Source organism: Marinobacter salsuginis (assembly GCF_009617755.1).
Lineage (GTDB): Bacteria > Pseudomonadota > Gammaproteobacteria > Pseudomonadales > Oleiphilaceae > Marinobacter > Marinobacter salsuginis.
On sequence record NZ_BGZH01000001.1, the window covers coordinates 1,921,158 to 1,941,783 of the forward strand.

General features: G+C 58.6%; 20 protein-coding genes. 9 read left to right on the forward strand and 11 right to left on the reverse strand.

The features are described from left to right. The first annotated feature begins 10 nt into the window (after positions 1-10). Positions 11-1,402 carry a Re/Si-specific NAD(P)(+) transhydrogenase subunit beta gene (gene pntB / locus GJU83_RS08785; protein WP_153634122.1) on the forward strand — a complete coding sequence of 464 codons (1,392 nt, stop codon included), beginning with the start codon at positions 11-13 and terminating at the stop codon, positions 1,400-1,402. Positions 1,403-1,431: 29 nt separating this feature from the next. Here the strand turns inward: pntB and bamE are convergent, their stop codons facing one another. Further along, positions 1,432-1,737: an outer membrane protein assembly factor BamE domain-containing protein gene (gene bamE / locus GJU83_RS08790; protein WP_069182339.1), complete on the reverse strand. Its 306-nt coding sequence runs from the start codon at positions 1,735-1,737 to the stop codon at positions 1,432-1,434. Between the two features lie 153 nt (positions 1,738-1,890). Continuing rightward, on the reverse strand, positions 1,891-3,003 hold the full coding sequence (locus GJU83_RS08795; protein WP_153634123.1) for an NADH:flavin oxidoreductase: 1,113 nt from the start codon (positions 3,001-3,003) through the stop codon (positions 1,891-1,893). 89 nt (positions 3,004-3,092) lie between these two features. Between GJU83_RS08795 and GJU83_RS08800 the strand changes: the two genes are divergently transcribed. Together GJU83_RS08800 and GJU83_RS08805 are read left to right on the forward strand one after the other, a co-directional pair. Beyond that, complete coding sequence (locus GJU83_RS08800; protein WP_153634124.1) at positions 3,093-3,563, forward strand: winged helix-turn-helix transcriptional regulator; 471 nt, start codon at positions 3,093-3,095, stop codon at positions 3,561-3,563. 167 nt (positions 3,564-3,730) lie between these two features. Continuing rightward, positions 3,731-4,453 carry an OmpW/AlkL family protein gene (locus tag GJU83_RS08805; protein ID WP_153634125.1) on the forward strand — a complete coding sequence of 241 codons (723 nt, stop codon included), beginning with the start codon at positions 3,731-3,733 and terminating at the stop codon, positions 4,451-4,453. Between the two features lie 138 nt (positions 4,454-4,591). Here GJU83_RS08805 and GJU83_RS08810 read toward each other — a convergent pair whose 3' ends face one another. From GJU83_RS08810 to GJU83_RS08825, 4 genes are all read right to left on the reverse strand, one after another. Beyond that, the gene (locus tag GJU83_RS08810; RefSeq protein ID WP_153634126.1) at positions 4,592-6,463 is read right to left on the reverse strand and encodes a cytochrome c3 family protein; all 1,872 of its coding nucleotides are present in this window, start codon (positions 6,461-6,463) and stop codon (positions 4,592-4,594) included. A gap of 77 nt (positions 6,464-6,540) precedes the next feature. Next, complete coding sequence (gene mrtJ, locus GJU83_RS08815; RefSeq protein WP_228715162.1) at positions 6,541-7,014, reverse strand: JDVT-CTERM system glutamic-type intramembrane protease MrtJ; 474 nt, start codon at positions 7,012-7,014, stop codon at positions 6,541-6,543. A gap of 127 nt (positions 7,015-7,141) precedes the next feature. Then, entirely contained in the window at positions 7,142-8,464 is a 1,323-nt protein-coding gene (locus tag GJU83_RS08820) for a DEAD/DEAH box helicase (protein WP_153634127.1), read from the reverse strand. 312 nt (positions 8,465-8,776) lie between these two features. Beyond that, positions 8,777-9,232 carry a DUF302 domain-containing protein gene (locus GJU83_RS08825; protein ID WP_153634428.1) on the reverse strand — a complete coding sequence of 152 codons (456 nt, stop codon included), beginning with the start codon at positions 9,230-9,232 and terminating at the stop codon, positions 8,777-8,779. Positions 9,233-9,417: 185 nt separating this feature from the next. Here GJU83_RS08825 and mltF point away from each other — a divergent pair, with 185 nt between their 5' ends. Together mltF and GJU83_RS08835 are read left to right on the forward strand one after the other, a co-directional pair. Further along, complete coding sequence (gene mltF, locus GJU83_RS08830; RefSeq protein ID WP_153634128.1) at positions 9,418-10,794, forward strand: membrane-bound lytic murein transglycosylase MltF; 1,377 nt, start codon at positions 9,418-9,420, stop codon at positions 10,792-10,794. A 51-nt stretch (positions 10,795-10,845) separates the two neighbouring features. Continuing rightward, positions 10,846-11,913, forward strand: a complete 1,068-nt coding sequence (locus tag GJU83_RS08835; protein ID WP_153634129.1) for a transporter substrate-binding domain-containing protein — start codon at positions 10,846-10,848, stop codon at positions 11,911-11,913. A 26-nt stretch (positions 11,914-11,939) separates the two neighbouring features. Here GJU83_RS08835 and GJU83_RS08840 read toward each other — a convergent pair whose 3' ends face one another. Continuing rightward, positions 11,940-13,466, reverse strand: a complete 1,527-nt coding sequence (locus tag GJU83_RS08840) for a flavin-containing monooxygenase (protein ID WP_153634130.1) — start codon at positions 13,464-13,466, stop codon at positions 11,940-11,942. Between the two features lie 212 nt (positions 13,467-13,678). Here GJU83_RS08840 and GJU83_RS08845 point away from each other — a divergent pair, with 212 nt between their 5' ends. Then, positions 13,679-14,548, forward strand: a complete 870-nt coding sequence (locus tag GJU83_RS08845; RefSeq protein ID WP_153634131.1) for a carbohydrate kinase family protein — start codon at positions 13,679-13,681, stop codon at positions 14,546-14,548. 9 nt (positions 14,549-14,557) lie between these two features. Here GJU83_RS08845 and GJU83_RS08850 read toward each other — a convergent pair whose 3' ends face one another. Continuing rightward, the gene (locus GJU83_RS08850) at positions 14,558-15,106 is read right to left on the reverse strand and encodes a YgjV family protein (RefSeq protein ID WP_153634132.1); all 549 of its coding nucleotides are present in this window, start codon (positions 15,104-15,106) and stop codon (positions 14,558-14,560) included. Positions 15,107-15,250: 144 nt separating this feature from the next. On the opposite strand from GJU83_RS08850, the gene GJU83_RS08855 reads away from it, so the two are divergent. After that, a complete protein-coding gene (locus GJU83_RS08855) occupies positions 15,251-16,285 on the forward strand; it encodes a histone deacetylase family protein (RefSeq protein ID WP_069182352.1) in 1,035 nt (344 codons plus the stop codon). Between the two features lies 1 nt (position 16,286). Here the strand turns inward: GJU83_RS08855 and rlmE are convergent, their stop codons facing one another. Continuing rightward, complete coding sequence (gene rlmE / locus GJU83_RS08860) at positions 16,287-16,907, reverse strand: 23S rRNA (uridine(2552)-2'-O)-methyltransferase RlmE (RefSeq protein WP_153634133.1); 621 nt, start codon at positions 16,905-16,907, stop codon at positions 16,287-16,289. A 156-nt stretch (positions 16,908-17,063) separates the two neighbouring features. On the opposite strand from rlmE, the gene GJU83_RS08865 reads away from it, so the two are divergent. Together GJU83_RS08865 and GJU83_RS08870 are read left to right on the forward strand one after the other, a co-directional pair. Further along, entirely contained in the window at positions 17,064-17,792 is a 729-nt protein-coding gene (locus GJU83_RS08865) for a TrmH family RNA methyltransferase (protein WP_153634134.1), read from the forward strand. A gap of 116 nt (positions 17,793-17,908) precedes the next feature. Continuing rightward, entirely contained in the window at positions 17,909-18,577 is a 669-nt protein-coding gene (locus tag GJU83_RS08870; RefSeq protein ID WP_069182355.1) for a transglutaminase-like domain-containing protein, read from the forward strand. Here GJU83_RS08870 and GJU83_RS08875 read toward each other — a convergent pair. Both GJU83_RS08875 and GJU83_RS08880 read right to left on the reverse strand, forming a co-directional pair. Continuing rightward, entirely contained in the window at positions 18,574-19,728 is a 1,155-nt protein-coding gene (locus GJU83_RS08875) for an ABC transporter substrate-binding protein (RefSeq protein ID WP_069182356.1), read from the reverse strand. The two genes, GJU83_RS08870 and GJU83_RS08875, sit on opposite strands and share 4 nt — an antisense overlap. 102 nt (positions 19,729-19,830) lie before the next feature. Then, entirely contained in the window at positions 19,831-20,601 is a 771-nt protein-coding gene (locus GJU83_RS08880) for a transporter substrate-binding domain-containing protein (protein ID WP_069182357.1), read from the reverse strand. Positions 20,602-20,626 lie beyond the last annotated feature (25 nt).

Below are 20,626 nucleotides of genomic sequence, written 5' to 3' on the forward strand. Positions count from 1 at the left end.
GGCGCCCGATATGAGCACAGGACTGGTGAGCGTGGCCTACGTGGTCGCAAGCATTTGTTTCATTCTCAGCCTGGGTGGTCTCAGCCACCAGGAATCCGCGCGGCGCGGCAATCTTTACGGGGTCGCCGGCATTATCATCGCCGTGGGCGCAACCCTGGCCAGTGTTGACGGCGGTATCGTTTCGATCGTGATTGCCGTGTTGCTGGGTGCGGGCATTGGCATTGCCATCGCCAACAAGGTGGAAATGACCCAGATGCCACAACTGGTGGCCCTGCTGCACAGCTTCGTGGGCGCGGCTGCCGTGTTTGTCGGCTTTTCCGGCTACATCGAGCCGTTGATTGCCACCTCCGGTGCCGAGCACACCATCAAACTGGTGGAAGTCTACGTTGGCATCTTCATTGGCGCGGTGACTTTCACCGGCTCCCTGGTTGCCTGTGGCAAGCTCGATGGTCGCATCGACAGCAAGGCTCTGACCCTACCCGGCCGGCATATGATGAACCTGGTGGCCGTTATTGTCTGCGTGTTCCTGGGCGCCTGGTTCCTCGGTACCGACAGCATGGCCCTGGGCATCGTGGCGCTCGTTCTGATGACAGCCATTGCGTCCGTCCTCGGTATTCATCTGATCATGGCGATCGGCGGTGCCGATATGCCGGTAGTGGTCTCCATGCTCAACAGCTATTCCGGTTGGGCCGCGGCCTCCATCGGCTTCATGCTGGGTAATGATCTGCTGATTGTTACCGGCGCCCTGGTGGGCAGCAGTGGTGCCATTCTCAGCTACATCATGTGCAAGGCCATGAACCGCTCGTTCATCAGCGTGATTCTTGGTGGCTTCGGCCAGACCAGCAGCAGTTCGGCGGCCGCCGATGCCGACCAGACGGTGCACGAATCCAGTGTCGACGACGTCTGTGAAGAGCTGCGCAACGCCCAGTCGGTGATCATCGTGCCCGGTTACGGCATGGCGGTGGCCCAGGCCCAAAACGGCGTCAGCGAAATGACCAAGATCCTGCGGGACAAGGGTGTGAACGTGCGTTTCGGCATCCACCCGGTCGCCGGTCGCCTGCCCGGGCACATGAACGTTCTCCTGGCAGAAGCCCATGTGCCCTATGACATCGTGCTGGAGATGGACGAGATCAACGAGGACTTCCCGGATACCGACGTGGTGCTGGTGATCGGTGCCAACGACACGGTGAACCCGGCCGCCGCCGAAGACCCCGGCAGTCCGATCGCCGGTATGCCGGTGCTGGAAGTCTGGAAGGCTCACCAGGTGGTTATTCTCAAGCGAGGCATGGCCACCGGTTATTCCGGGGTGGAGAACCCGCTCTTCTTCAAGGATAACGCCCGCATGCTGTTCGGCGATGCCAAGGAAAGTATCGACAAGCTGGTGTCAGGTCTGCGGGGCTGAGCCAGCCCCGCGCCTGTTTACCTCAGTGATTACTCAGTCGTGTTGTAAACGTAAGACGAGACAGTGCCGTCCTGGTTGAACCGAACGACCAGGTCGGTGGTTTCCGCATCACCAAAGGCAGACCACTTGTACTTGCCATAGGTCCAGGTGCGTTTGCCATCCTCGATACCGGTACGCCACGGCTCGCCGAACATCTCCTGGATATCGGCTCGCGTGGTTTCACCAATCTGGATCTGGTCGACATTGTGGGTGGCAAAGTCTTTACCAACGGTCGCACAACCCACCATGGCAACCATCACAAGTGCCACAGACAGCGCTCTAATCGAACTAATCATCGACATACTGATCCCTCATATTCGGGTGAATTTCATCCATCATAACGTGTCTCTGAGCAGACGCGATTACGAAGACGACAGGTTCATCGGATAAAAAAGCCGCAGGCCCGAAGGCACTGCGGCAAGTGTCGATCGTCCGATCGAAGGGGATAATCAATACAGCTTGGCGAGAGACTTCTTGGCGAAGGATTCCACTTCGTTCAGGCGGCCTTCTTTCACCTTGATCAACCATTCAGGGTCTTGCAGAAGCGCTCGACCAACGGCGATCAGCTCAAACTCGTGGTTGTTCATCCGCTCCACCAGTTCATCGATACCGGCCTTCTCAACCGCTTCCTGCTTGCTCGCAAAGGTGCCGCTGATGAAATCCTCAGTCAGCCCGACACTGCCTACCGACATGGTGGGCTTGCCCGAAAGCTTCTGGGTCCAACCAGCGAGGTTCAGATCCGAGCCCTCGAATTCCGGCTCCCAGAAACGGCGGGTGGATGCGTGGAAAATGTCCACACCGGCTTCCACCAGAGGCTTCAGGAACCGCTCGAGTTCCTCGGGGCTATGAACCAGTTTGGCTTCGTAATCCTGCTGCTTCCACTGGGAGAAGCGCAGCATGATCGGGAAGTCGGGGCCTACCCGGTGACGCACTGCTTCCACAATCTCGACCACAAAGCGCAGGCGATCTTCCAGGCTGCCGCCGTACTCGTCATCGCGCTGGTTGGTGCCCTCCCACAGGAACTGGTCCAGCAGGTAACCATGGGCACCATGGATCTCCACGCCGTCAAAACCGAGGGCTTTGGCATCCTGGGCTGCGTCGGCAAACGCGGTGATCACGTCGTCAATATCTTCTTTGGTCATAGCCTTGCCGTTGGGCTTGCCCGGGGCAAACAGACCGGAGGGGCTGTAGCCCGGAACTGCGGGATCCGGAGGTGTTCCCTCCTTCCGGACGGCACCCACATGCCAGAGCTGCGGAAAAATCGCGCCGCCGGCCTCGTGTACCGCGTCTACCACGTTCTTCCAGCCTTCGAGGGCCTCAGACCCATGAAATGCCGGTACGTTCGGATAACCATTGGCGGCGGAATGATTCACCGTTGTACCTTCGGTGATGATCAGGCCCACACCGGCTTCGGCACGGCGGCGATAATAGGCCACCACGTTTTCCCCCGGAACACCATCCGGCGAGAAGTTGCGGGTCATGGGCGCCATGGCCACACGATTGCGCAGTTTGAGGTTGTGGAGTTCAAACGGTTCGAAAAGCGGTCCAAGATTCATGCTCATGGTAATGTGCAACCTCATTAATTTGGTTTCGTAAAGCAACCCTATTGAATCTGGTTTTAAAATGCAACCCTATTCGGTACACTCCGGAAATGGCCAGAAAACGTTTTGATGATTCCAGCTGTTCCGTCGCCCGCGCCCTCAATGAAGTGGGTGACTGGTGGTCCCTCCTCATTGTGCTGCACGCCATGTATGGCACCCGGCGCTTCGTCGATTTCCAGCAGGAGCTGGGCATTGCCAAGAATATCCTTTGCGATCGTCTGGCACGGCTGGTGGACAATGACGTGTTGCGCAAAGTTGACGTGGGCGAGCATGGATCACGTTTCGAATACCGCCTGACCGAAAAGGGCCGGGACCTCTTTCCGGTGGTTATTGCCCTTCGTCAGTGGGGGGATAAATGGAATCCGGCTCCAGACGAGCCCCCCCTCGACCTGCGCGACCGCGCCACCGGTCGACCGATTCACACGGTGGAAGTTCAGGACGCCGACGGCCAGGCCCTTTCCATTCGGGATGTGTTTGTCCCGGAAGAGAGCTTGCCAGCAGGGAAAAAGCACTCGGCCTGACCATCCGCAATACCCACAGTCAAAGCACCACCGTCTGTTTTTTTGAGTTGAATCAATCCGCCGATCAAACCCGTGCAACTGCCCGGGCATTCTTGCGCTATATCAAGTTTCCATTTCCCGATGTCATTAATCTGCAGTCATCAACGATTCAGGTTAAGGAGATGGATATGTCCCGTACATTCAAACTTGGTGTTCTGGCTGCAGCAGTGATGGCGGCAGCTCCGGCTGTTCAGGCGTACGAAGCCGGTGATTTTATTGGTCGCGTTGGTGTGGCAACGGTTGATCCGGATTCCTCCAGCAGCAACTTGAACTCCAACGCTCTCGGCGAAATTGATGGCGCCAAAGTGAGCGTCGATTCCAACAGCCAGTTGGGCCTGACTGCAACCTACATGCTGACTGACCAGATCGGTGTTGGCGTGCTGGCGGCGACTCCGTTCAAGCACGACATCAAGGGTGACGGCGCAGCTCTGGGTGGCACTGGCAAGCTGGCAGAAACCAAGCACCTGCCGCCCACCATCACGCTGCAGTACTTCCCGATGCCCAGTGGTAGCAAATTCCAGCCCTACGTTGGTGCCGGCATAAACTACACCAACTTCTTTGAAGAGAAGACCACCCAGACGCTGACCACCACCTATGATGCGGTGGCAGGAAACCCGGGTATCAATGGCACCGACATCGAACTGGATGACAGCTTTGGTCTGGCCGCCGAGATTGGTCTTGATTACATGATCACCGAAAACGTGGGTATCAACGCGGCGGTATGGTGGATCGACATCGACACCGAAGCCACCATCAACGCTTATGCAGGCAATGCCGTTGCTGATACCAGCACCATTGATGTGGATATCGACCCCTGGGTTTACATGGTAGGCGTATCCTACAAGTTCTGATCCCCGTGCCTCCGCCAGTCGCCACGGTCTGTTGGCTGGCGGAAGGTGCGCTTTCCTATGCGGGGCTTCTCCGGCCCCGCCTTTTTTTGCCCACTCGCCACCATTAAACCACTCTTCCCTGAGCCTCTTAATTCAATCCTACTGAACCTGGAAACTCAGCTCAGCCATCACCTCGGCGGGCGGTGGGTTCAGCCTCGCAATCGTCTGGAACTCGTCAACCCATTCGTGCTCACCGTGCAAACCGTCGATAAACGTAGGGCGGATGGCCTGGTAGTAAAGCGTTGTTTCAACCTGCAGAGGCAACGCCAGTGACGTGCCCACGGGAATGCGATAACGGATAGTGTCACGGCCTTCATTGGACGCGTTGAAATCACTGTCGCCCTGAACGCCAACTGGGCGGACATCGTTCGGTACTGCGGCGTTGTCAAAACCGCGGGGCGGGATACGGTTGTCTTTCATGAGGGTCGAGGCATAAAGCAGAATATGGGTTATATCTCCGGTCGTGGAGCCCAGTACGGCCTCGTAGACGGGTACATCCTGTTCGGAACGGACTTCACTGACATGCCCGAGATAACAGGCCTCCGAATCGAAACCGGGAGGTTTCTTGGCCGCCAGACAGGCCTCCGACGTGAAATCCTCATCCATGGGTAAACGGAAGCTGTTGTCTGGTGCACCGTTTGCAAAAACCACCGCACCATTGGCATCGATCACTCGGGTTCCCACCCAGACCCTGCGTGACGGGAAACTGGTGGGCAGTTTATGGCCACTTTCATTCTGGATCGTCAGATCGAAAACCAATTCACCGCTTGCTATGCCTTCGCCGGTGACCGAGAGGGTCGCAGCGGTTTTCAGGAACTCGCGGGTCAGTTCCGCCGTGGCTGCAAAGTCGCCTTCCTCATTGATCGAATCGCGCCCGAGCTCCTCCCGGAACAACTCGAGCGTTTCCAGCAACCAGGTATTTCCGCCCAGCATAACGTGCGGTGAAAAAGGCTGGCGCTCGGGCCAGTTTGCATTCACGCTGCCATCCGGCCTCACCGCTAGCCGGGTCAGGAAGTTCTCCCCGATCTCTTCCCGCGCCATATGGCACTGCTGGCAGGAACGGGTGTTGCTGCCACTGGGGCCGAAATTGCTGCTTGCCCATTCCGTGAAGGGCGTCTGCTCGGGAAAGTCTTCACCGTTGGGCTGGTCCGTTTCTATATCAATGGTCGGGGTATACAGCTCATGGCAGCTGGCGCAGAGCCGCGAATCCTGCATCTGTTGGCCGTACGCGGGCATGAAACCAACCTGATTCTGCATCGCCTGTCCCTGAGGGTTTTGATAGGGGCCATGGATGGTGAATGCGCCTGGCTCGCCCGCTGCCGGAATCTCATAATCTCCGGAATGCACGCCGTCCGGGTAGGCATTTCCGGTCAGGACAGAATCGGTGATCTGGTGACAGGCAGTGCAACTGATCCCCTCGCGGGCATGGGGGTCTACCAGGGCCTGTTCTGCCCGATAAAAGCCATCCTCAAGCCCTACTCCCGTCTGATGCGCGTGGGTTCTGGCCATGGGGCTGTGGCAGGTAAGGCATTTGTCTTCAATAAAACCGGCCAGATGCGGGAAGGTTTCCGCCTCATGCATCATGTTGGCCCGGAAATACGGGTCAGTAAACGCGTTGGCCATGACGCTGCTTTTCCAGTCTGCAAAAGGGCTGATATCCACTCCACCCGGTGACGGCTGCACCGCCGATACTTGCGGGTCCGGAGCCCTCAGCACTGCCGGACTATCGCCAGGATTGCTGGCCGTATGGCACTGCCCGCAGTCCGCCGCCGCCAGGAATACACCGGTTGGGCTCCAGTGCTCGACCTGGGTTGTCAGTGACGGCAGAACATCCTCGGGTGGTTCGTTCGGATCGGTGTCATCGCCAGCGTTCTCTGCCGACCCGCCACCATCACTGCAGGCGGTCAGGACGATTACCGAAAGTGCGACAAATCGCCGCAGAAATGCCCCATGCTGGCTGAATGCTTTCATAGACACCTCGAAAAATTTCCCGTGTTTCAGACTGATACACAAACGAAACCCTGACTTTGACCCTGATCAAAATTTCATCAGGGCAAATACCAGCCTGGCAGAAGCGACACGTTGTAGGCAGCGTGTAGAATCACACAGGGCACGAGAGACCCGTGGCGGTCCCGGAAGTATCCGAAAACCAGCGCAGGCACAAAAACCAGCCAGGCCATGAGGTGGGTTCGATAAACCAGATGCCAGGCGGTAAAAAGGAGCGCTGCAAACAGGTTTGCGCATGACAGACCCGCAACACCCCGTTTGCCCAGGGAGGTTCCCGACAGCCAGCCCTGTACCACCCCCCTGAAGGCCAGTTCCTCAATAACGGGGGCCCAGAGAATCAAAGACAGGATCGACAGAAGATCCGCGTCCTGCCAGCCGCTCCCATCGAATAGAATGGTCAGCACAATGCTGACCAGGCAGCCGGCCACCAGCGCAACCAAGAACTGCCAATCCGACATCAGCCGTTTGGGGGCAATCAGGCCCAATTGAGCCCGGAGGGAGATGGATTCCTGCATAAGCTGAGAGTGCCTGGCCGGCCAGAATTCAGACCCTGAATACTAGAGCAAACCGTGCAGGAAAGTCAGGCGCCACAAACAGAAAAGCGGAGCAAGGCACCGCTTTTCTGAAAGGTGTTAACTGCCTTCAGGCGCTCTGACGCTGGCCTGATCGGCCCCGGTTTCCACCGCCATTCTGGCTACGGCCACCGCTGCGACCACCCGGCTTGGCACCGAAGCTTTTCGGCTTTCCACCGGGACGACCATTGCCACCGCCGTTACCATTACGGTTACGGGCGCGGCTAGGGTCAGCCTTTGCCTTGGGCTTGAGCGGCAGGTTGTTCTTCGGCTCAAAACCTTCCACTTCCTTGCGTGGCAGCTGCTTCTTGATCAGCTTCTCGATGCCTGCGAGCAGTTTGCCTTCATCGGCACTGACCAGTGACAGGGCATGGCCACTCTCGCCAGCGCGACCGGTTCGGCCGATACGATGCACATAGTCTTCCGGCACGTTCGGCAGCTCAAAGTTCACCACCTGGGGCAGTTGCTTGATGTCCAGGCCGCGGGCAGCGATATCCGTAGCTACCAGAACACGCACTTCGCCGGCCTTGAAGTCCGCCAGCGCGCGGGTGCGGGCGCCCTGTGACTTGTTGCCGTGGATGGCAGCCGCGGTGATGCCGTCCTTCTCCAGTTTCTGGGTCAGGCGGTTGGCACCGTGCTTGGTCCGGGTGAAGACCAGCACCTGATCCCAGCTGTTGTCCCGAACCAGCTTGCTCAAAAGAGCCGTCTTCTGGCTCTGGTCTACCGGATACACCGACTGTTTTACCTTTTCAGCGGTGGTGTTCCGGGCGGCGACTTCCACCTGCACCGGGTTATTCAGCAGGCCTTCGGCAAGCTTGCGAATATCGTTGGAGAAGGTGGCAGAGAACAACAGGTTCTGGCGCTTGGCCGGCAGCAGCGCAAGGATCTTGCGAATGTCACGGATAAAGCCCATATCCAACATGCGGTCGGCTTCGTCCAGAACCAGGATTTCCACTTCGTTGAAGCGCACCGCGTTCTGCTGGTAAAGATCCATCAGACGGCCGGGCGTTGCCACCAGAACGTCCAGGCCCTTGCGCAGCTTCATCATCTGCGGATTGATTTTCACGCCACCGAAGACCACAGCCGCCTTGGTGGGGATGTATTTGCTGTAAAGGTTCACGCTGTCATGAACCTGCGCCGCCAGCTCACGGGTAGGCGTCAGAATCAGGGCGCGGGGGCCTTTGCCGGTGCGCGGGTTTTCGCCCAGGCGCTGCAGCAGAGGCAGAGTAAAGCCGGCGGTTTTGCCGGTACCGGTCTGGGCAGCCGCCATAACGTCCCGGCCAGAAAGCACGGCAGGAATGGCCTGGGCCTGGATGGGCGACGGGGTGTCATAACCCTGGTCAGACGTGGCACGAACCAGCTGCTCGGACAAACCGAGTGAAGAAAAACTCATATAGATAAACTCTTGATTGTTCTGCCTCCACGAACACCGTTACAGGTGAATGCGGGCAGATGCCATGAACATTCATGGAATAAAAGACGACTACGGTCACGCGCCGTTAACGGGGTGACGTCCTCTGACAGGTCGTATGGATAGGTCGCACGGGCTTGGAGCCTTAAACTGCGGAATCCCTAGAGGCAGGATGCGGGCACATTAACAGAGCCCCGGCCAATTAGCCATAGGTGATTATAATAAGCATCCGAAGGAACCGGGCGGTAAACAGCCGATACTGGAGCGGTTCCCGGGCGGTTGAAATACGCTAATCTACTGCGTTGCGGCGGTGGCAAAATTCCCGAGTGCGCCGCTGATTTTTTCCAGCACCTCATCGCAACCGTCAATGCCATGGCGGCTCTTCAGGTACTGTGGATTGTTATACCCCAGCCACACCTCGCCGTTGGCATCCTCCCAGATCAGGGCTTTCTGGGGCAGATCAATGGCGACGCTCTGGGCGCAATGCATCAGGGGCGTTCCGACTCTGGGGTTGCCGAAAATAACCACTTCGGTCGGACGAAGTTCCAGCCCGGCTTTTTCAGCGCCCTGCTGATGGTTAACCCGCGCCATGACCGTCATGCCTTTTTCCTTCAGCACAGACTCGAGCTTGTCCGCCGTGGCTTTGACGTCGTGGCTGCTTTTGACCGTGACTAACCCGTCTGCCGCCTGTGCGTGCATTGCGAACAGCAGAGTTGAAGTTATCAGGGCAAGTCTGAGAATACAGCGCATGGTGTCCTCCGGAGAGTTTGCAGAGAATTTCAGCATAGAACACAACTCATCAGTGCGCTTCGAGGAGGGGCAAAACGCGAGCAAATCTGGTTGGAGGAATCCGAAAGGGCAGATAGCGAGTACTATGGTAGGGAGATACGTGTTTATACGTAGGCATAATCCCAAAAGACAGGAAAGACTTCGCTATGTCTCGATGGAAGTTCGCACCCGGTATTCTGTTTTTGCCGCTGCTGTTCGCCGGCTGCAGTGAAAATAATAGCCAACAGACGACAACTCAGCCGACAGCAGAACTCAAACCGCCATCGGAAACCGGCATTCTCAAAGTCGCCACCCGCAACGGCTCCACGACTTATTACCTGGATCGGCATGAAAACCCCGTCGGCCCCGAGCACGCGCTTATCAGTGCCTATACCGAGCAACGTGGATGGGAAGTGGAATGGACCATGCTGGAGTCCACCAGCGAGGTTCTCGATGCCCTTGAGGCCGGCAACACCCATCTGGCGGCAGCGGGCCTGACTCACCTGGCCTCACGGGATGAACGCTTTGCCCGTGGACCGGCCCACACCGAGATTACCGAACAATTGGTCTGCCATCGCGATTCGCGACCCATGCCCCGCAAACCCGAGGACATCCCCGGCACCGATATCGTCGTGACTGCCGGGTCCAGCTATGTCGAAACACTGAACATGCTCAACGAGCAACACCCCGGCATCGAATTCGAAGAGGATGCAGACCGTACCACAGAGGTGATTCTCTCCGACGTTGCCGAGCAGGAGGTGGGGTGCACCGTCGCCGATTCCAACATAGTTCAGGTGATGCGCAGGCATTTCCCGCACCTGGAAGTCGCCATGACGCTGACGGACGGTCGTAATTTGGGGTGGTACCTGCCCAAGAACTTTCAGGCGCTCGGTGACGACGCCCATGAATGGATGAACAGCGTCGACGGCGATGAAGCCATCGGCCTGATGGAAAACCGCTATTATTCCTACATTGGTGATTTCGATTTTGTCGATCTGAGAGCGCTGAACCGCCGGATCGAGGACCGTCTGCCCGAGTTCATCGACGAATTCCGGGAAGCCGAGGCGAAAACCGGTATGCCGGCCGACCTGCTCGCCGCCCTGTCCTACCAGGAGTCCCATTGGGACCCGGCCGCAAAATCGCCCACCGGTGTTCGCGGCATCATGATGCTGACCCAGCGGACTGCCGAATCACTGGGCGTGACCAACCGGCTGGACCCTGAGGCGGCCATTGATGGCGGTGCACGCTATCTGGCTGACAGACACCGCCGCCTGCCGGAAACCATTCCGGAGCCGGACCGCACGTTCCTGGCCCTGGCCAGCTACAATATCGGACGTGGACATCTGCTGGATGCCCGCGCGCTCGCCAGGACCCTGAACAAGAATCCGGACTCCTGGCAGGACATGACCGAGGTGTTACCCCTCAAGGCGGACAAGCGATACTACCCAAGCACCCGCTACGGATACGCCCGGGGCTACGAGCCAGTGCATTATGTGCAGCGAATCCGTAACTACCGGGACGTGATTCGTTCCGCCTTCGAATAACCTGTTGATAATTAAAAGGGAGCGCGGCCCCGAAACGGGCCGCAACAAGCTATGGTAAACAGGATTTTCACCTGGTTTTTTCTGCTCACACTGGCGATCTCAGTCCAGGTCCATGCCCAGACCTCCCCTCTGAGGGTCGGAATTACCGAGGTGCCGCCCTTTGCAATGAAAAACGGTGACGGACGCTGGGAAGGCATCAGCGTTGACCTCTGGCAGGAAGTGGCAGCCGGGATTGACCGGGACTTCAAATGGGTACCGATGAGCTTCAACGAACTGTTGAACGCCACCGAAAACGGCGAGATTGATGTGGCCGTCGGCGCCCTTACCATGACCGCAGACCGCGAAGGCCGGTTTGATTTCAGCCACCCTTTCTATCAGACCGGTCTATCCATAGCAGTTCCGCCGGTGCCGGAGCAGAGCCTCCTCGGTAGCCTGCGAGCCATGGTCAGCTGGCAGTTCGTAAGCGTGGTACTGGCTCTCGGCGCTCTGCTCCTGGCCGTCGGCTTCCTGCTCTGGCTGGTTGAGCGACGTCGAAATCCGGAACAGTTCGGGGGCTCTGCGGCCGAAGGGATCGGTTCAAGCTTCTGGTGGGCGGCTGTCACCATGACCACCGTCGGTTACGGAGACAAGGCTCCAGTTACTTTCCCGGGCCGGTTGATTGCCCTGGTGTGGATGTTTGCCGGTTTGATCATGGTCGCCAGCTTCACCGCGGCCATCACCTCCTCTCTGACCGTGAGCAACCTGCGCACCGGTATCGAGGGCGTTGGGGACCTGCCAGGAAAAATTGTCGCCACCATTGGCCAGACTGCCAGCCAGCGCTATCTGGAAGAAGAGCGCATTCGCTACCAAACCTACCCCAACCTCACTGCTGCCATGACCTCGGTTGCCGACGGCGAGAGCGATGCCATCGTTTACGACCGGCCGCTGATGCAGTACCGCAACCAGCAACTGGGCGAGAAGCGGCTGACTATCCTGCCGGGGGTATTTGCAGAGCAGCTTTATGCATTGGCCTTGCCCGAGGGCAGTCCAATTCGGGCACCGGTTTCCCAGGAGATACTGCGAGTGACCGAATCCGAGGAATGGGTTGCCATTCAAGCCGCGTACCTTGGCAGGGAATGACTTAAGAGCCTGAACGGCTTCCGTGCTCAGGCCCCGAACAGGGCCGAGCGCAGGGGCCGAAGGAAACCACCGGATTCCTTGTGACTCGCATGGGTCCGCTTGCCATCGAATTCCAGATAGCCATCTTCGATCGGCTCGAATCTCAGGATTTTCACATCCTCCAGGTAATTCTGGGACGATTTCCAGGGCCCATGGGTACCCTGTCGGGGCAGGCGATCCGCAGCGCGATGGATGTAGCCAGAATTGAGAGAGCCCAGGACGGTATCCTCGCCCCGGCTGTTTTCGGTATCACGGGCTACCACGGTGCGATACCCTCGCTTGTCCATGAGGTTCATCAACCGGCAGAGGTACTCGGCGGCAATATCCACCTTCAGTGTCCAGGAGATATTGGTATAGCCGAAGATCATGCCGGCATTGGGCACACCCTCTACCATCACGTTCTTGTAGATGATCTTGTCTTTCATCACCACTTCCCGGCCATCCACGGTCGGTCGGATTCCGCCCAGCATCTGGATATCCAGGCCGGTGGCCGGAATGATGATATCCGCCGCCAATTCCTCGCCGGACTTCAGGCGTATGCCGGTTTCCGTAAAGCGATCAATATGATCGGTGGCGATGGAGGCCTTGCCGGCTTTCATGGCCTGGAAAAGGTCCCCGTCTTTCACCACACACAGGCGTTGGTCCCAGGGATTGTAATCCGGCGTGAAGTGCCGCATGTCGGCGGTGTCGCCAACCTTACGTTTGATGATGCCCAGGAACAGCCGACGCATGAACTGCGGGCTCTTTCTGGAACGTTGGTAGAGAAAACGCGAAATAGAAATATTCCTGGCCCGGGTCAGCCGGTAGGCGGTCTTCTCGGGCAGGACCTTTTGCAAGGCCAGAGTGACCTTGTCGGTTGACGGCAGAGGCATCAGATAAGTGGGTGAACGCTGGAGCATGGTCACGTGGGCGGCCTTCTCCGCCATGGTCGGCACCAGGGTAATCGCGGTTGCGCCGCTGCCGATGACCACCACCTTCTTGCCCGTGTAGTCGAGATCTTCGGGCCAGTGCTGGGGATGTACGATCTGGCCGCGGAAATCACTTTCGCCCGGAAAGTCCGGTTTGTAGCCCTGATCATAATTGTAGTAACCGGTGCACCCGACCAAGAAGTTGGCAGTGTAGTGCTCGGTTTCACCTGTTGCTTCGTTCAGGGCCGTGAGCTTCCAGCATTTGTCCACGCCCGACCAGTCTGCCGTCTTGACCGCCAGCCCGAAACGAATGTGGCGCTCCACGTCGTGTTCCCTGGCGGTCTCCGACACATAATTCTTGATCGACGCACCATCCGCCAGCACCTTGCCGCCGGTCCAGGGACGGAAGTTGTAGCCGAAGGTGAACATGTCGGAATCCGACCGGATACCCGGATAGCGGAACAGGTCCCAGGTGCCCCCCAGGGCTTGCCGGCGCTCGAGGTTGGCAAATGATTTCCCTGGGCACTCGCGCTTCAGGTGACACGCCATGCCAATGCCGGAAACACCGGCGCCGACGATCAGTACATCGAAATGCTGGTTGCTCATTGCCTGCCCTCTCGGATTCCAGTCCGCTTTTTATAATCAATGGTCTGTCATCAAGATAGCGCAGGGCTGGCGGCCCGGGAATTGGCCAAAGCGGTCCCCGCCCCTGGTTGTTTCAGCCAGTCGTCCGCCGGGGGCGTAGTCGGAGGGAGGATCTGCAGAATTGAAACCCCGCCTACAATGGCAATTCCTACCGGATTGCGGACAAGACCACCATGACAAAACCGATCCTTATTCTCGGCGGCGCATCGCTGGATACCATCATTCACCTCCCGGCACTACCAACGCCGGAGCCACAGACCATCTGGCCCAGGGAAAGCTACCGGGCCCTGGGCAGCACCGGTGCTGGCAAAAGCCTGAACCTGGCTGCTCTTGGGCAAACCGTCGTCTTTCATACATTGCTGGGCGAGGATCCGGAAGGCCAGCAGATTCAGGTCGCACTCGGCCACCCCGGGATCCGGCTTCTGACGGAACAGACCGACGCCCCGACCGAACAGCATGTGAACCTGATGTCCGCGGACGGCAAACGTATTTCCCTGTTCATCCAGCCGCCCCCGGAGCCGGAACAGGTGGACTGGAACCAGGCGCAACAGGCTTTGGCAGAGTGCGCCGTGGCGGTGGTAAACATCCTCGGTTACACCCGCTCTGCCCTGCCGTGGCTGAAGGCTTCAGGCACGCCCATCTGGACCGACCTGCACGACTACGACGGCCACAACTCCTACCACGAACCCTTTATCGACGCCGCGCGGGCCATCTTCCTGTCCAGCGACAATCTTCCGGACTACCGCACCACCATGGAAGGGTTGATAGCTCGGGGTAAGGAGTTTGTGGTGTGCACCCACGGCTCGGAGGGGGCGACGCTGCTGAACAAGGAAGGACGGTGGCTGGAGCAACCCGTGATGCCAGTCTCCGGGGTGGTCGATACCAACGGCGCCGGCGATGCGTTTTTCAGCGGTTTTCTGCACCGTTACCTGCAAGGCGCCGAACTGGCAGACTGCCTGAGGGCCGGCGCAATCTGCGGAGCGCTCTGTGTGACCAGCCGTGAGCTTGCATCACCAGAGCTGAGCCGGGAACGGCTGGCCTGACACCCGGGATCAGCTGCCTGGGGTGAAATCGGGGTATTTCTTCTTAAGCCGGTAGAGGCGGATGATGGTGATGATGTTGGTGACCAACACCATGCCTTCGGCCAGTGTGCCACCCACCGAGCCGATTACGATGTTGTTGAGCATCCACGCCAGGGCAGCCAGCCCGAGGACGATACGCAAGGGAATACCCCGGAGCATGAACATGCCCACGGTGCCGAATACCGCGGCGGCGAGGGGGAACACGTCGGTGATCGATTTCCAGGTCGCCCAGGCGACAAGCAGGTTCACCGCCAGCATGCCCAGCATAATGGACCAGTTGCCCTGGTATCTGCGGGCCAGGGCGATCCTTAAAATCACCAGAACCGTCAGTGCCGACGCTGTCCAGCTCTGGAAAAACGCGAACATCAGGGCAAAGGCCACATTGGCGGAAATGAGCAGCACCATCAGCCGGTCATCGTTCTTGTTGGCGAAACCGGCTATGCAGAAACCCAAGGCTACCAGACCGCACACCTGGCCCAGCACCTCGGCGAGGGTCATGTCCGCGATCAGATCAATCATCCTTTACTGGCCTGTCGCTCGTCGCCATATCGGTAATCCCCTCTGTCTGCAAAAGGTTTCAGCCTGCCACAATCAATGCCTTTGAGCCATCAAGCTCCCTGTGCCAAAGTGCTCACGTCATTCAGCAAGGACCCACCCAGGACCATGAAAACCGTATTCTCTCCACTGCACAGCCGCCGACAGGTCAAAACCGAACTGGACGGTGGGCTGCTGATCGAACCCCACGAGAAGCCTTCCCGTGCCGAAACCATCCTGGCAAGGGTGAAGGATCAGGCGCTGGGGGAGATTCTGGAACCGGAGGAATTTGGCCTGGAGCCCGTCAAACGGGTTCACACGGCCGATTATGTGGCTTTCCTGGAAACCTGCTGGCAGGACTGGCTGGCGGCCGGCAAACCGGGCGAGGCGATTCCGGCGGTCTGGGCCGGGCGCGGCATGCGCCACCGGCTACCCAAAGACATCGACGGCCGGCTGGGATACTACAGCTTTGCGGCGGAGACCTCGATTTCGGACGGCACCTGGGAAGCGGCCCGGGCCTCCGCCAACGTGGCCTTGACCGCCCAGAAACTGGTGGCCGAAGGCGAACGCGCCGCCTTCGCCCTGTGCCGCCCGCCCGGCCACCACGCCCACGCCGACCTTTTTGGTGGCTACTGTTTCTTCAACAATGCCGCCATCGTGGCCCAGGCCTTCCGCGACCAGGGTTATGGCAAGGTCGCGGTCCTGGATGTGGACTTTCACCACGGTAACGGCACCCAGGCGATTTTCTATGATCGCAACGACGTGCTGACCATCAGCCTGCATGGCGATCCAGACCTGGTGTTTCCCCATTTTCTGGGCTTCGAAGACGAGATTGGCGAGGGCTCAGGCGAAGGCTACAACCTGAACATTGTCTATCCGCCCAACACGCCATACCGTGTCTGGAGTCAGGGGCTGGAGAAAGCCTGTGAGCGCATCCAGGCATTCCAGCCCGATGCCATTGTGGTCGCGCTGGGTGTCGACACTTTCGAGGAGGACCCGATCTCTTTCTTCAAACTGACCTCAGGCGATTATCTGACCCTGGGCCAGCGCCTCGCACAGCTTGGACTACCAACGGTATTTACCATGGAAGGCGGGTACGACGTCGACGCCATCGGCGTCAATGCGGTGAACGTGATGCAGGGATTCGACCGGGCTGCAGGTTGAATCAGCCCTTGAAGCCCTTGCCGAGGACGTAGACTTCCCGGGAGCGGGAGCGGGAGGAATCCGGCTTTCGCACCACCACCTTGTCGAAGACGGCGCGTACGGATTTCAGGTACTCGTCGTACCCTTCGCCCTGAAACACCTTGGCCAGGAAACTGCCCTTGGGCTTCAGCACCTGACTTGCCATGTCCAGCGCCAGTTCCACCAGGTACATGGACGAGGCCTGGTCGGCAACGGTCACGCCGCTGATGTTCGGCGCCATGTCGGAAATCACCACGTCGACCGAGTCATCGCCCAGGGTGGCCATGATCGATTCAAACACGTCGTTCTCGGTAAAATCACCCTGGATAAAATCGACGCCGGCAATGGCATCCATGGGCAGGATATCGGAGGCGATGACACGGCCCTTGTGGCCCACCAGTTTGGCCGCCACCTGGGACCAGCCACCGGGGGCGGAGCCCAGATCCACAACCACCATGTTGGGGTGGATCAGCCGATCCTTCTTGTTGATCTCAAGTAGCTTGTAACTGGCACGCGAGCGGTAGCCATCCACCTGCGCCTGCTTCACGAAGGGGTCGTTGACGTGCTCTTCGAGCCAGCGGTTACTGCTTTTGGATCGGGCCATGGGGTCTCTTCAGAACGGGAAAGCCAAGCGCTCATTGTACGTGCCGCGCCGGGCCGCGGCAAAACCCTGACAACCGGGCTGGCCACACGTACAATCCGGCCAGCATTCTGTGATTTTTCAGAACCGACCAAGCCCACCTCACCGGAGACTCCCCTCGTGAATCTGGCCGACATCAAAAAGCTGCACCAGAAAAAATACCGGCAGTCGTTTGGCCACTACCTCGTTGAGGGTGAACACCTGATTCTTGAGCTGCAGAAAGCCGTTGCCAGCCAACCTGCTCTGAAGGCTTCGGAACTGTACGTCACCGGTGCCTATGAGCACTGGCAGAGCCCATTCCGAACCCATGTCATCAGCGATCGCCAGATGGCACAGCTTGCCGACACCCGAACACCCCAGGGGATTCTGGCGGTGGTCCCCATGCCGGAACGACCGGCTGAACCGGTGCCCGGGGAGAAAGCGATTTATCTGCACGAGGTTCAGGACCCCGGCAACCTGGGCACCATACTCCGCTGCCTGGCCTGGTTCGGCGGTTTCCGGTGCCTGCTAAGCCCTGGCAGTGTCGACCCCTTCAACCCGAAGGTGGTGCGTGCCAGCATGGGCGCGATCTTTCACGTGCCTCTTGAGACCGACGTTAATCTGACCAGCCTTGCCGACCGCTACCAGAGCCTCGCCTGCCTCGATCTCAATGGCGGTTCGATGACATCGCAGGCTTTCCGCCAGCACGACTGTTATCTGTTTGGTAACGAAGCCCGGGGTGTGCCGCGCGAAGCTCTCGACCATCTAAAGGCGGCGCCCTACAGCATTCAAGGCCAGGGCCAAATCGAATCCCTGAACCTGGCTTCAGCGGTTAATATGTGCACCTACGAATTAATGCGGGAGCTTTAGACTGCAAACCCCATGCTCTGAGCACTTTCGGCAATGGTTCTGGTGGATTCCGCCATTGCCTGACGATTGCCAATTGAGCACGATCAGAGGTTGATCCTGAAACCGGACCGATGACTATGGAACGCTATCTCCAGCCCACCGCCTTTTTCGACTATGACCACCCCCGGCTAGCCGCCTGGATTGAGTCACAGCTGGAGGGTGTTCCTGATGAGCCGGTGGAGCAGATCAAGACGCTTTATCTCGCTGTTCGCGACAGTATTAACTATAACCCCTACGTGTTCCGGACTGATGCCAATACGTTCAGCGCCAGTTATGCCCTGGAAACCGGCGAAACCTACTGCATCCCCAAGGCCGTTCTTCTGGGCGCAGCAGCTCGCTCGATTGGCATTCCCAGCCGGCTTGGGCTGGCCGATGTGCGCAATCATCTCTCAAGCCCGAAACTGATCGAGTGGCTGCAGTCGGACATTTTCCGGATGCACGGTTACATTGAGCTTTTCCTGAACGGGCAATGGGTCAAGGCGACCCCTGCGTTCAACCGGCAACTGTGCGAGCTGATGAAGGTGGAACCGCTGGAATTCGACGGGGTGCACGATTCCATGTTCCAGGAGTACACCGAGGACGGTCACGCGCACATGGAATATGTGAACGACCACGGCCTGTTCGACGACGTGCCCCACGAATTCATCGTCTCCGGTGTGCGTGAGGCCTACGGCCATCTCTTCGAGGACGAGGAAGAACCTGACATGCCCAAGGGGAGTCTCGAGCAGGATATATCGAGGCCCTAGAGCCTGCTCGCTACCGAGCCCGTTTCCTGCCTTGTCAGCGCTCCAGTGATCGCATCCAGCACGGCATCAGGGTCAGGCACGGCCTTCGCAGTCTCAGACTCGCCAACACGGCTGAACTGTCGGAAATCAACACTGCCCCAATTCTCCGGATCCGCAATGCGCTGTACCTGGTCGATATTGTCACGGGTTGCCGGTTCCAGCTTGTAGCGGAACACATAGTCCGGTGACATATCATCGAAGTCCCGGCCATTGTGGTAGTCATGCAGGAGGAGCAAGGCAAGCCCACCACCCATGAAATGCCGCCCCAGGCTGACCAGTAACTCCCCGGACCGGATTTTATCCAGGGCTTCGGGTTGCCAGTCGACACTGCCCACCAGCAGATCCTGCCCCGGGACCCGGCCGGCATTCCGGGCAGCTTCAATGGCCCCCAGTGCCATGCCATCGCTCGCGCTCCAGACAGCGGCAGTGTTCGGATAGCGCTCCAGCAGGACTTCTGTTTTTTCCCTGGCCAGCTCACGACTCCAGTTGGCGTATACCAGCTGCAGGAGCTCACTGCGCTGCTGGACGGCAGCCGCCAGTAACCCCCGATCCCTATCCTTGGCAGCAGAGGAATCCAGCGTTCCCGAGAGGGCCACCATGGGGATGCTGGTTCGGGGGGCGAGCGCCAGTTGTTCGGCCTGTTTGCCCAGCAGCGTTACCAGTGTGCGGCCGGCAGCAATATTGTCCGGAGAGAGATGGCCCAGCCAGCTTGGCAAGACGGTTCGCGGCATACCGATGCTGGCTCGGGCAGCGTCAGGCACATCGGTATTGAAAGTGAACGCCTTTACCCCCGCCCCATCCGCGAGCCTGAGCATGGGTTCGGTGACATTCTCCTTGCACATGAACAGCAGGTAGTCCGGCTTTTCGTCACGGCCCAGCACGTCCTTCGCCATGCGAAGATAGCTGAATCGATGACTCTCCCGGTCGTACTGAACCTCCAGATCTACCTCGAGATCCTCCGCCACCGCCTCCATGAAACCGGCCACCAGTTGCCAGAAACGGGAGTCGTCCGGAGACAGAAAAACAACACTGGGTCTGAGACTGGCGTTTGCAAGAGGAGCTGCAAGCAGGAGCAGGAAACTGATCAACAAGCGGGCTGGATAAGACCTCATGAAACAAATCACCCTCTGGAGGATCTGCCTGGGTTGGCTTTCGTGGAGCCTAAGCTACCGACCTGCCGTGTAACAGACAAGCGGAGATGCGTAACCGAAGTCTCAGTTCAGGGAAGAAGGTTCAGCCGCGGCGGCCGGCTCTTCAAATTCGACATAGAGCTTTCCGGCCAGTTGTTCATAGACGCCGGCGTTTTTCAGGCGCTTCATCTCGGCCGACAGGCTTCTGAGGAATTGCCGGTTGGCTTGTGTGTTGTGACAGGTTAGCCGGTCATAACTTTCAAGCAGCGGACTTGCAGGATCGTAGCTGAGCTTGTCCAGGAACGGACGCACATCGGGAACGGCAGCGATCATAGCGCCAAATCGCTGATGCTCAAGCATGGCCAGATTCTGGGCATCACTCTTGGACCAGACCACATCGACATTGTGAGCCTCCAAAACCCCATCCAGATAGGTCTCATGGCCAATGACCGCCCCTACGGTTTTGCCCTCCAGTTTGGACAAAGCACTGACGGGCTCGTCACCCGGCGGGGTAAACAGATAGTAAGTGAACTTGCCGAGGGGAAAACTCGCGACAACGGCGTCTTCCCCCAGCCGCCGCTCGAGAACTTCGGTAAAAGAATAGATGCAGTCGGCGCCCCGCTGCTCGAACACCAGCATCGCCCGTTTGTAGGGATAGAACTCTTCACTCACTGTGACGTCCAGACCATCCAGGGCCCGATAGAGGATTTTCTGGTAAACCCCGTCGCCGTTTTCGGTCAGCAGACTGGTGATGTCCGGAACCGCAATCCGAACGGCCGGATCGGCCACTGCAGGGGCGCTCAGGATGCTTGCACCAAACAGTAACGCAAGGATAGACAGGAGGAAGCGTTTCATACCACGCGCATCGGTCCATGACGGT